Origin of the sequence: Lysinibacillus sp. NPDC056232 (genome assembly GCF_042267565.1) — a bacterium.
Classification (GTDB): Bacteria; Bacillota; Bacilli; order Bacillales_A; family Planococcaceae; genus Lysinibacillus.
The window spans coordinates 1-12,814 of record NZ_JBHJTF010000043.1; the positions used below are offsets into that span (position 1 = coordinate 1).

General features: G+C 38.5%; 6 protein-coding genes and 1 pseudogene. 5 read left to right on the forward strand and 2 right to left on the reverse strand.

The genetic code is table 11. The annotated features are described in order from the left end of the window. Window positions 1-90: 90 nt before the first annotated feature. A pseudogene (locus ACFCYJ_RS22935) lies at window positions 91-618 on the reverse strand (AIM24 family protein); the annotation flags it as partial. A 409-nt stretch (window positions 619-1,027) separates the two neighbouring features. On the opposite strand from ACFCYJ_RS22935, the gene ACFCYJ_RS22940 reads away from it, so the two are divergent. The 5 genes from ACFCYJ_RS22940 (at window position 1,028) to ACFCYJ_RS22960 (ending at window position 10,631) form a co-directional block, all read left to right on the forward strand. Then, window positions 1,028-2,506 carry an aldehyde dehydrogenase family protein gene (locus ACFCYJ_RS22940; protein WP_376077484.1) on the forward strand — a complete coding sequence of 493 codons (1,479 nt, stop codon included), beginning with the start codon at window positions 1,028-1,030 and terminating at the stop codon, window positions 2,504-2,506. A 26-nt stretch (window positions 2,507-2,532) separates the two neighbouring features. Beyond that, window positions 2,533-3,705, forward strand: a complete 1,173-nt coding sequence (locus ACFCYJ_RS22945; RefSeq protein WP_376077487.1) for a saccharopine dehydrogenase family protein — start codon at window positions 2,533-2,535, stop codon at window positions 3,703-3,705. Between the two features lie 10 nt (window positions 3,706-3,715). Then, window positions 3,716-4,909: an acyl-CoA dehydrogenase family protein gene (locus ACFCYJ_RS22950; RefSeq protein ID WP_376077490.1), complete on the forward strand. Its 1,194-nt coding sequence runs from the start codon at window positions 3,716-3,718 to the stop codon at window positions 4,907-4,909. A 267-nt stretch (window positions 4,910-5,176) separates the two neighbouring features. Continuing rightward, the gene (locus ACFCYJ_RS22955) at window positions 5,177-8,407 is read left to right on the forward strand and encodes a collagenase (protein WP_376077493.1); all 3,231 of its coding nucleotides are present in this window, start codon (window positions 5,177-5,179) and stop codon (window positions 8,405-8,407) included. Between the two features lie 127 nt (window positions 8,408-8,534). Further along, window positions 8,535-10,631, forward strand: a complete 2,097-nt coding sequence (locus ACFCYJ_RS22960) for a beta-propeller domain-containing protein (protein WP_376077495.1) — start codon at window positions 8,535-8,537, stop codon at window positions 10,629-10,631. A gap of 547 nt (window positions 10,632-11,178) precedes the next feature. Here ACFCYJ_RS22960 and ACFCYJ_RS22965 read toward each other — a convergent pair. Next, window positions 11,179-12,585, reverse strand: a complete 1,407-nt coding sequence (locus ACFCYJ_RS22965; RefSeq protein ID WP_376077498.1) for a polysaccharide deacetylase family protein — start codon at window positions 12,583-12,585, stop codon at window positions 11,179-11,181. Window positions 12,586-12,814: the final 229 nt, after the last annotated feature.

Consider the following 12,814-nt stretch of genomic DNA (forward strand, 5'->3'; position numbering starts at 1 on the left):
GTACACAGGACATGGCAACACCATCTGTGGAGAGCTTTGTAACGCTTCTCTTAAGTATATAAGAGCCCCACTGCTTTAGCTGTGGGAGTAGTCAGCAGGTTCTAGAGTCTTTTCGTGAATAGCGCCACCTGCATGTACAAAAGCCATGCCGTCTCCCTCAAGCTTTTGCATAATAAAGCCTTCACCACCGAAGAAGCCAACGCCGATTTTTTTCTGGAATTCAACGCCAACTGAGACTCCTTTTGCAGCAGCTAAAAAAGCATCTTTTTGACAAATAATCTTTCCGTCTAATTGACTTAAATCCATTGGAATAATCTTTCCAGGGTATGGAGAAGCAAAATACACATGACGTTTACCCGAACCAACATTCGTAAATGTCGTCATAAATAAACTTTCACCTGTAACTAATCGTTTACCGGCTCCAAATAATTTACCCATAAGACCACTTTCTAGGCTTCCTCTTGAACCATCGCCAAAGATCGTTTCCATATGGATAGAATCATCCATCATCATTAAAGCACCAGCTTCAGCTACTACTGTTTCTTGCGGGTCAAGCTCAACTTGCACGTATTGCATATCGTCGCCATATAATTTGTAGTCAATTTCATGATTATTCATAATAGGATTCCTCCAAAATAAGTTTATTATTATTTACGATTATAAGTTACTTAAGTTTCAATGCATAATTAATTATTTGAGAAAAAAAAGGAATAAGATAGAGAATGTCGAATATAAAAAACTAGTATGAGTATTTTTTATTTTCGCTTAGCTGAAAATTTGTGATTGTTTTTTCAATGCTCACAAAAGATTTTCATCCGTAACTTAGCTAAAAGAAAATAAAAATCTCTGGTGATTGTCACCGACGTCATTGAACCAAAAGCATGCTTTGTAGATTGCTATATATTAAAAATTCGGAATTTTGACACAGTTGATTCTGTAAGAGATTAATAGATGACATCTGTCTAAAAGCAATGCGACTGGTAACGATGATACAGAGGCAACAAAGATTCTTCAGGGGGTGTTTGTAGTGGAAATCAAAAACTATATCGGTGGTAAATGGGCAACATATCCCCATTTACAAAGTATAGCAGTGACCAACCCTGCAAATGGGGAGCAGCTAGCTACGATTCCGCGTTCTACGGTAAGTGAGGTAGATGAAGCGGTAGCGGTTGCAAAACAGGCACAAAAAAAATGGGCATTAGTACCTGCGCCTAAACGTGCTGACTATTTATATGCCATCGGTCAAAAAATGAAGGAGAAGAAAGAGCATTTAGCGACCGTTTTAACAAAAGAGATGGGAAAGGTTATTGAAGAAGCTAGAGGTGAAGTACAGGAAGGGATCGATATGGCCTATTATATGGCTGGTGAAGGGCGACGGTTATTTGGGGAGACAACACCGTCTGAGCTAGCCGATAAATTTGCCATGAGTGTACGGGCACCTATTGGCGTTGTCGGTTTAATAACTCCGTGGAATTTTCCTGTAGCGATTGCTACCTGGAAGTCATTCCCGGCCATTGTTGCTGGCAATACGTTCATTTGGAAGCCGTCTAATGAAACACCGATGATGGCGTATGAAATGGGTAAAATTTTTGAAGAGGTTGGCTTACCAGATGGAGTAGCAAACATCGTCTTCGGTACAGGGCCTACAGTTGGAACAGCATTAATTGAGCATCCAGACGTTAAGGTCATTTCATTTACCGGCTCTACAACAACAGGAAGTAAGGTAGCGGAGCTAGGTGGTAAACACCTGAAGAAAATTTCATTAGAGATGGGCGGAAAAAATGCAGTCATCGTGATGGATGATGCCGATTTACAACTAGCTACTGAAGGCATCTTATGGAGTGCATTTGGCACTGCTGGCCAAAGATGTACAGCATGTAGTCGCGTGATCGTGCATAAAGATGTAAGAGAGGACCTAGAAAAACGTCTATTAGACGAAATGCAAAAGCTAACAATTGGGGACGGTCTAGATGAAGATGTGAAAATCGGACCTGTCATCAACAAAGCTGCATTGGAAAAGATTAATCACTATGTGCAAATCGGCAAACAGGAAGGGGCAACGTTGTTAGCTGGAGGTAGAACTTTATCTGAGCCTCCTTATGACAAAGGATTTTATTATGAGCCTACACTATTTACCAATGTGAAGCCTGACATGATTATTGCACAGGAAGAAATCTTTGGTCCGGTCGTTTCTCTTATTGAAGTAGCAAGTTTGGATGAAGCAATCGAAGTAAACAATGGCGTAAAATTTGGCTTATCCAGTTCAATTTTTTCACAAGATGTGAATACGATTTTCCGCGCACAACGAGATTTAGATACAGGTATTGTTTATGTGAATGCTGGCACAACAGGTGCTGAAATCCATTTGCCATTTGGTGGGACAAAGGGTACGGGGAATGGTCACCGTGACTCAGGTGTAGCTGCCTTGGACGTCTATACAGAATGGAAAAGTATTTATGTAGACTATAGCGGGAAATTACAAAGAGCACAAATCGATACAGAATAACAGATCAATGAAAGGGGATGTTCTTGATGAAAGTTGTTGTATTAGGTGCAGGTTTAATGGGGAAAGAGGTAGCTCGTGATTTAATAAAAAATAGCAAAGTAGAGTGTGTATTTTTAGGGGATATTGACGTAAAAATAGCGCAGGACTTCGTGGACTCGTTAAATACAGATAAAATTGAGGTTGTAGAGCTTCATGCCGAGCGCGATGACTCGTTAATGGAGGTTATTTCAAAAGGCGATGTAGTCGTTAATGCATTATTCTATGCCTTTAATGAGCGTGTAGCAAGAGCAGCCATCGCGGCGGGTGTTCATTCCGTGGATTTAGGTGGTCATATTGGCGGTGTCACAGAAAAAATATTAGATCTCGACGAAGAGGCAAAAGTAAAAGGTGTAACCATTATTCCAGACTTAGGTGTTGCGCCAGGTATGGTCAATATTTTAGCAGGTTACGGTGCTTCGAAATTAGATGAGGTGGAATCTATTAAACTATTTGTAGGCGGTATTCCTACAGAACCGAAGCCACCTCTTCACTATACTCGCGTATTTTCTCTAGATGGTGTCTTTGATCATTATACAGAGCCATCAAAAGTGATTCAAAAAGGTAAACTTCAAGAAGTTCCGTCGTTATCAGGCGTTGAACCTATTTATTTCAAAGATTTTGGTGTGCTTGAGGCATTTTATACATCTGGCGGTATATCGACGTTGGATAAGACATTCCCAAATGTCCAAACATTAGAATATAAAACAATTCGTTATAAAGGACATGCAGAGAAATTTAAGCTATTAGCCGATTTAGGATTCCTCGATGCTAGTAATAAGGTAGAGATAGAAAATCAGGAGGTTTCTGTACGTCCAGTTGTTCGGGAGGCACTTAAAAAGAAACTTGAGCTTGGTACAAAACCAGATGCAGTGCTATTGCGTGTTATTGTAGCGGGTGAAAAGGCACAGCAACAAGTGACGTATGAGTACGAAATGGTTGTGCGTAAAGATATGACGATTAATGAAACAGCTATGGCTCGTGCAACAGCCAATACAATTTCTGTCGTTGCTCAAATGATTGGAGAACATAAAATTTCAGAGTGCGGTGTATTTGCACCTGAATCAATTGTACCGGGCGACATTTATATTGAAGAAATGGCCAAACGTGGTGTAGTTATTAAGGAAACGTCTCATACATCAGCAATGATCGTGAAATGGTAGGTGCTCGGTCATGAATTTTGAATTTACCACTGAGCAGGAAATGTTACGTAAAACAGTACGGAAGTTTGTGGATGATGAGATACTTCCACATATTGCGAAGTGGGATGCTGAAGGTGGCTTCAATCCGAAGATTTGGTCAAGGCTAGCTGAGCTCGGCTTAATGGGTGTTTGTGTCCCAGAACAATACGGTGGCAGTGGTATGGATTACAATGCACTCGCCATCGTTTGTGAAGAGCTTGAACGTGGAGATACAGCATTTCGTACAGCTGTTTCCGTTCATACAGGCTTGAATAGCATGACCCTAATGCAATGGGGAACAGAGGCTCAAAAACAGCAATATCTTGTTCCGCAGGCGAAAGGTGTTCGGATTGGGGCGTTCGGTTTAACAGAGCCCGGAGCAGGATCAGATGTAGCTGCAATGTCTACCACCGCTGTAAAGAATGGAGACTTTTACGTATTAAATGGGCAGAAAACATGGATTTCCTTATGTGATATAGCTGACCATTTTATCGTTTTTGCCTACACGGATAAATCGAAGAAGCATCATGGCATTAGCGCATTTATCGTGGAGCGTTCCATGGCGGGCTTTACATCGAAGGCCATTAAAGGTAAATATGGGATTCGTGCTGGTAATACTGGTGAGCTCTTTTTCGAAAATCTACGTATACCTGTAGAGAATCGTCTAGGAGAAGAAGGAGAAGGCTTTAAAATTGCAATGTCTGCGTTAGATAATGGTCGTTTCACCGTAGCTGCTGGCGCCGTCGGTCTCATTCAAGCGTGTCTCGAGGCGAGTGTGAAATACTGTCATGAACGCGAAACATTTGGAAAGCCTATTGGTGAGCACCAGCTAGTAGGGCAAATGATTGCCAAAATGGAAGCGGGCTATCAAATGAGTCGCTTGCTTGTCTATCATGTTGGGGAATTAAAAAATAAAGGTGTACGTAATACGCGAGAGACATCATTAGCAAAGTGGCAGGCTTGTGATTTTGCCAATAAAGCTGCGGATGATGCTGTACAAATTCATGGAGCATATGGTTATTCAGATGAATATCCAGTCGCCCGGTATTTACGTAACTCGAAAGCACCCGTTATCTATGAAGGTACGCGGGAGATTCATACAATTATGCAGGCTGACTATGTATTAGGAAAACGCCAAGATAAGTCATTGGCAAAAATGCTACCAAAATGGCCATTTGAAGAGTAAGCGTTTTATCAAACCTTTTATTTTAAAAAAGAATCCGAATTCCGGGTTCTTTTTTTATGTTTAAGAGAAATACCCCATTTAATTACAACGAAACCTGTTTATATGCTCTAATTGTGTCTTGATGTTCAAATTATACAAGAAAATTTTACTAAAAATAACATTTTATATTGCTTTACTCACATAATATGGTATTTTTAAAAATGTAATATAGTTCTAAATAATCAACATATTACCGATTTATAAATGTGGTACCATAGGAGGATTTTTATGAAGAAAAAATTAAAACTCAATCAAGTGTTAATTGGAGTAAGTACAATGGCACTGTCGTTCGGAGCGTTACAAGCAGAAGCATCAGCAGCAGAAAAAACGCCTTATAATGTATTACAAATGAAGCCTGTTGGCATAGGAACGTCGAATGATGAAGTGACACATTCTACTACGGCTGATGAAACATTATCATTTGAAAAACGTTTGGAAATTGGAGATTTTTCGGAACACCCAGCTCCAACTATAAAACTTGCTGAAACAAAGCAATTGCAGGAACAGTACTCGATGGCAGAGCTTACTAGAATGAGCGATAGTGAGCTCATTGATACACTAGGAAATATTCGCTGGTATCAAATTACAGACCTATTCCAATTCAATGAGGAAACAAAAGCCTTTTACCAAAATAAAGAACGCATGCAAGTGATCATCAATGAATTAGGGAAAAGAGGAAGTTCTTTTACGAAAGATGATTCAAAGGGTATTGAAACATTTGTTGAGCTATTGCGTTCTGCTTTTTATGTAGGATTTTATAATAACGAACTAGGTTATTTAAACGAGAGAAGTTTCCATGATAAGTGTTTACCAGCATTAAAGGAAATGGCGAAAAATCCGAACTTTAAACTTGGGACAGATGAGCAAGATAAAGTGGTATCTGCCTATGGGAAATTAATCGGTAATGCTTCTAGTGATGCAGAAACAGTTCAGTATGCTGCGAAGATTTTAAAACAGTATAACGAAAATCTCTCTACATATGAAAGTGATTCTCTAAAAGGGCAAGCAATCTATGATTTAATACATGGGATTGATTATGACCTGCAATCGTACTTGCAGCAGACAGGTAAAGAAGCGAATACGACGATGTGGTATGGAAAGATTGACAGTTTCATCAATGAAGTGAATAACATTGCGCTTATACATAATGTAACAGATAACAATAGTTGGCTAATCAATAATGGCATTTATTATGCAGGGCGATTAGGAGGATTCCATAGTAATCCAGATAAAGGTTTAGAAGTTGTTACACAAGCGATGCAAATGTATCCATATTTAAGTGAAGCTTACTTTGTGGCAGTAGAGCAACTTACTACAAATTATGATGGAAAAGACTATAGCGGAAATGCAGTAGATTTAGAGAAAATGCGTGAAGAGGGTAAGAAGCAGTATTTACCGAAAACATATACATTTGATAATGGATCGATTGTCTTTAAGACGGGAGCTAACGTAACAGACGACAAAATTCAAAGATTATACTGGGCTGCAAAAGAAGTAAAAGCTCAATATCACCGTGTAATTGGGAATGACAAAGCATTAGAACCAGGTAATGCTGACGATGTATTAACTGTTGTCATTTATGACTCTCCAGATCAATATCGATTAAACCGTCAATTGTACGGCTATGAAACGAATAATGGTGGTATTTATATTGAAGAGAAGGGAACGTTCTTTACATATGAACGTACGCCGGAGCAAAGTATTTATAGTTTAGAAGAGTTGTTCCGCCATGAATTCACACACTATTTGCAAGGAAGGTACGAGGTTCCTGGTTTATTCGGAACAGGTGATATGTATCAAAATGAACGACTAACATGGTTCCAAGAAGGAAATGCAGAATTCTTTGCAGGATCAACGCGTACAAATGATGTTGTGCCACGTAAGAGTATTATTAGTGGATTATCAGATGACCCATCACAACGTTATACAGCTAAACAGACATTGTTTGCAAAATATGGATCATGGGATTTTTATAACTATTCATTTGCACTACAGTCCTTTATGTATACTCATCAATTTGAGACATTTGATAGAATTCAAGATTTAATTCGTGCGAACGATGTGAAAAATTATGATGCGTATCGTGACGCTTTAAGTAAAGATCCACAACTGAATGCGGAATACCAAGACTATATGCAGCAATTGATTGATAATCAAGAGAAATACGAGGTGCCACAAGTAGCAGAAGATTATTTAGTGGAACATGCACCAAAAGCGTTAAACGAAGTGGAGCAAGAAATTACCGATGTGGCGAACGTACAAGATGTAAAAATGACAAAACATAAGTCTCAATTCTTTGATACATTTACACTCGAAGGTACGTATGTAGGTAGTGAAACACAAGGTGAGTCTAAAGATTGGAAAACGATGAGTAAGCAAGTGAACGAAGTACTGGAGCAGCTGTCGCAAAAAGAGTGGAGCGGCTATAAAACAATGACTGCGTATTTCGTAAACTACCGTGTGAATGCAGCAAACCAGTTTGAATATGATGTTGTTTTCCACGGCGTTGCGACGGATGAAGGCGACTATCAAGCGCCTATTGTAAAGATAAATGGTCCATATGCTGGAATTGAAAATGAAGAAATCCAGTTCAAGAGCGATGGTTCAAAAGATAAGGATGGAGAAATCGTTTCTTACCTTTGGGATTTTGGTGATGGAAAAACGAGTGCAGAGGCAAACCCTACGCATGTATACGAAAAAGAAGGCACATATACTGTGACATTAACAGTGAAAAATGATAAGGGCATAGCAAGTAAAGATCATGCAATTGTATCTGTACGGAAGGGTGCACAAACAGGGAATACTCATTCAGAAGAAGCGAAGACAATTCCATTTAATATGCCCCTAAAAGGTAGTTTGATCGATGATGATGATACGGATGCATACACATTCGAAGTTACATCTCCAGAAGAAATCGATATTTCTGTCTTAAATGAAAATCAAATTGGCATGACATGGGTGCTTTATCATGAGTCTGATATGGAAAATTACGTAGCATTCGGAGAGGAAGATGGAAATAGTATAAAAGGTAAACTTCATGCGGAACCAGGAAAGTATTATTTATATATTTATAAATTTGATCATGAAAACGGGACATATACAGTAAATGTACAGAATGAAGCACAAACAGAGCTAGAACCAAATAATCGTCCAGAAGAAGCGAATATAATTCCATTTAATATGCCCCTAAAAGGTAGCTTGATGGATGATGATCATACGGATGTATACACATTCGATGTTACGTCTCCAAAAGAAATCGATATTTCTGTCTTAAATGAAAATCAAATTGGCATGACATGGGTGCTTTGTCATGAGTCTGATATGCGAAATTACGTAGCATATGGACAGGAAGATGGAAATAATATAAAAGGTAAATATAATGCGGAACCAGGCAAATATTATTTATATATTTATAAATTTGATCATGAAAACGGGGCATATACAGTAAACGTACAATAGTAGAAGCTAATTTGAAAACGAGAGGGATTCACGCCCTCTCGTTTTTTCGAGGAAAATTTCAGAATAATGTAACTCTTTTACTCCTTGGTAGTCTAAATAATAAACAACATTATGAAAGGTAGGAAAAATGATGAAGCATAAGTGGGTAGCATTGTTAATCATCATCGTACTAGCTATTTTGCCAGGAATTTTTACGTTCATGTCGGCCCCAAAAGTGGAGGCAAATACTACAAGTGCGAGTATGACAACTCATAGCTGGCAAGTTTCCTTTACGCAGGCACTAAAGGCCAGCAAAATAACGGAAGACAATGTTTACGTAACGAATAGCAAAGATCAAAAGGTAACAGCAACTGTCGCATTGGCAGATGATAACAAGACCATTCTCATTAGCGATTTAGCACCCGGTAGCTATAAATTACATGTGAATAAAGAAGCGTTTGTACTAGGTGGACCTAAAACAACATCGCAAGTAATAGCGTTCACCATCATTGAAAAGCTTGAAGCCGTAAAATCAGAAAAAGAGCTACAACAATATTTTGAAACACTTTTAGCTAATACACAAAGAAAGGTGCATGAAGAAGCAAACACAGAAATGGCGAAGAGCGAGGACAAAGCAAGTACGAGCAACTCCTCTACAACGAATAATCAAGTCGAAGGCGTAGAGGAGGGGGATATAGTTGTTGTCAAAGATGGCTATATTTACGCTGTAAAAGATCAGAACATTACGGTTGTGGATGCTAAAAACCCGAAAAATTTAAAGCTAGCGACAACGATCAAGATGAAGGAATCACAATACATTTCGAAGCTAGCAGTATACGACCATTTATTAATAGCAATTAGCGATGAATATTTAGAAAAAATAGGCACAAGTATGACGACAGCTTCGTTATATGATATTTCAAATCCCAAAAATCCAAAGCTCATACGTGAAGTGGGGCAAGAGGGGTATTTACAAGATATTCGAATTACAAATGACACATTATATTTAATCGGTAATATGTATCCGAATTATTGGATGCTTAGAGAGAAAAAAGCGCCGGATTTAAAACCGAAAACATATGATAGTGTAGAAGGAAAAGAATATAAAAGTTTACCTTTAGAGAAAATTTCTATTTTACCAAATACAATGGATGGAACATATAGCTTAATGACAGCGGTGGATTTAAAAAATGGTGCTCAGAAAACGGCGAATACGAAAGGATACTTAGGTGGTAGTAGTGGACTTTATATGTCGGAGAATGCACTTTATTTAACAACACCCATTTATGATGGAAACCCAGTGCCTGCTGCTGGCCTCATGATGGATAGGATCTGGATGCCAAGAACAACGAATACGCAAGTTTTTAAATGGAATGTTGATGGAACTGCCATGAATTTTGTAGGTACTACGGAAGTAAAAGGATCCGTGTTAAATCAATACTCGATGGATGAATATGACGGTAATTTCCGTATCGTTACAACGGAAGGAAATACATGGGATGAACAACAAATATCACGAAATCACCTATTTATTTTAGATAAAAATTTGCAACAGCTCGGTGCTGTAAAAGATTTAGCTCCTGGTGAAAAAGTGTATTCTGCACGCTTTATGGGCGAAAAAGCATATGTAGTAACATTCAAGCAAGTGGATCCACTGTTTGTGATTGATGTAGCAAACCCGAAAAAGCCAGCTGTGCTAGGGGAGCTAAAGATTCCAGGCTTTAGTAACTATTTACATCCATTAGACGATACACATTTAATCGGCATTGGCTATGATACGGAGCAACGCTATGATACCTATTCGAAGCGTAATTTTACGGTGACAACGAATATGAAAATGTCATTATTTGATGTTTCGGATTTCAAACATCCAAAGGAACAATCAACCGTAAAAATCGGTGGAAAAGGCTCGTACTCCGATGTTCAATACAACCCTAAAGCGTTATTCCGCAACCAGGAATACCATTACTTTGGTTTCCCAGTTGTCCTGTATGATGCAGGGAAGGGCGATGAAATTGTCTACAAAGGGCAAGGCGCACAAATCTATGAAATCACTGCGGATAAAGGGATCGTACTAAAAGGAAATATTGTTCATAAAGGCACTGGCGATCAGTATGAAAGTTGGGAGCAGCGTGTACAGCGAGTAGTCTATATAGATGACGCTCTTTACACAGTAGCTCACAATGAAGTAAAGAGTTATCAGCTAAAAGACTTCAAACCACTGGATACATTAACAATCAAATAACGAAAAGAGTCCAATAAACTTAAGGGTTATTGGACTTTTCATGTTGTTGAAAATCATGTCGGTGAGATTAAGGTTTCATATTAAATAAAGTTAGGCTCTGTTGCAAAGCAAGGGGGTGATTTCCGTTCCGACTGGAGTCTCCAATCCAATCAACTTATCCGCATAACACGTTTTAACAAAATGACATCCAACTTTTTAGTTTGATCGGGACCTTTTCAGCAGTTATCGCCCAACTTTTAAATTTTATCTACAAACTTTCACGTTGTATCACCTAACTTTTAATTTTTATCGACATCCACCTTCAAAAGACCAAAAAGGATTCACACACAAAACTGTGCGTGAATCCTTTTACTTTATCATAGCGTTCATTCTTAATTGCACAATTGAAAGTACTACGCTAGCATGGATTACTCGACTCCCATGGGAAAGCGAGTAGCCTGGAACGGAAATCACCCCCTCGTTTTGCAGAAGTTCATCGACATAATAAGTTTTTTAACACAAAAAAATCCAATAAACCTTGAGTTCATTGGACTTTTTCTTTAGCGGGTTATTTCTGACGATATGGAAGAATTTCCGATACTGTCACGAATTCATAGCCTTGCCCTTGTAAATAAGCAAGTACGGCATCAAGACCGTCGGCAGTCGATTGATGAATATCATGCATTAAGACAATGGCGTTATTGTGTAAATTATTTTTGACATGAGGTAGTAGCTGTTGCGCATCGCGAAACTTCCAGTCTAATGTATCAATCGACCATAAAACAACAGGAATTGGAATCTGAGCGTTAATCGTATCGTTTGTTGCTCCATATGGTGGTCTAAATACAGTTGGCTTTTGATTGATGGCCTTCTCTATTTCCGCAACTGTAGATGCGTATTGATTGCCTGCCGATTCTAGTGACAGTTTCGTTAATACAGGATGGTTCCATGAATGATTCCCGATTTCATGTCCCCTTGCAAGTACGTCTCTTGCGATATCAGGGTAATATTGTACGCGACTACCAAGCATAAAGAAGGTAGCTTTTGCGTTATACTTATCGAGTGTATTTAAAATCTGTTCGGTAACCTTTGGATGTGGGCCATCATCAAAGGTTAAGGCAATACGTTTTTTGTTTGGATCACCTGTCGTAATTGGCTTCGCCGGTTTTTCCATAGCGATCTGGAATTCAGAGGCTAACAAAGGATTGATCAGTGAAAGGGGAAGCTTCACAGTTTGTGGACCAGCTGCTCCGCTAGCAATCTCATACTCATCAAAATAGAATTGTAACGAATTATCGACGATAGCAAAGCGATGGAAGTTAGACCACTTCGGTTCAGTTGACTTAATGACATCATCCTTGAAAAGGTCTTCCTTTAACTTGAGATTTTGTTGTAAGTCATTACGTACATGAGTAGCTAATACCGATAAGTTGTTTTCGTCGTTATTCAACAATGTTTCAATGGAAATTAGTTTGCCCGTTTCATGATTGATAAAGAATGTTTTTGTTGAAACCTCGGGATTGGCTCCGCCTGTATACAACGTTTTTGTTAGCACAAAGGAATAGTAGTGCTTCTGATATGGGAAAGTTTCCAAACTAATATTAAGCTCACCCATAGCCTCTTTATCTTTATTTTCTTTCATAGATGACAGATAGTTTTCTTTTGAATCCGTTATGTACTGTAATACAGCATCGTTAAAAGCTTTGGTATCTGTTTCTGGATAGTGAATAGCAAAAGGTGTTCGATCATCATTAGAAACATCGCTTACAATACGAATACCTGGAAACGCAGAGCTTTCTGTGGATCGTTTACTCTTTATTGAATCTGAATTTGTCTCTTTTGAGGCACTGATTTTTTGAAACTTAAAGTCATCCTTTGATAGGATAATAAATAAAATAATAGTCGTTAATGAAATGATGAGGCCAATTAATAGGAAATCAATCATTGGGCCGCGTTTTTTTCTGCGTTCCGGCATTTTGATGGAGACGCTCCTTTCCGTATTTATTTTTCTATACAATCAGACGTGTTAGTCATTGAAAAAGTTATACGAATCTACGAAGTTTTGCTATTAATTTGTGGGAAACAATCCTCATGAATAAATGACTCATTAGCTTATCGTTTTCATCATATGAAAGCCTAAATACTTTTGTGTTAAAAGTTGAAATTTTTAGTTGAGTTTTTATTTGCAGTTCGATACTATTGGC

Bases quoted from the DNA above. Each gene is read 5' to 3' on its own strand.
- ACFCYJ_RS22960 (WP_376077495.1), top strand. From the start codon at position 8,535: ATGATGAAGCATAAGTGGGTAGCATTGTTAATCATCATCGTACTAGCT.
- ACFCYJ_RS22950 (WP_376077490.1), top strand. From the start codon at position 3,716: ATGAATTTTGAATTTACCACTGAGCAGGAAATGTTACGTAAAACAGTA.
- ACFCYJ_RS22945 (WP_376077487.1), top strand. From the start codon at position 2,533: ATGAAAGTTGTTGTATTAGGTGCAGGTTTAATGGGGAAAGAGGTAGCT.
- ACFCYJ_RS22965 (WP_376077498.1), bottom strand. From the start codon at position 12,585: ATGCCGGAACGCAGAAAAAAACGCGGCCCAATGATTGATTTCCTATTA.
- ACFCYJ_RS22955 (WP_376077493.1), top strand. From the start codon at position 5,177: ATGAAGAAAAAATTAAAACTCAATCAAGTGTTAATTGGAGTAAGTACA.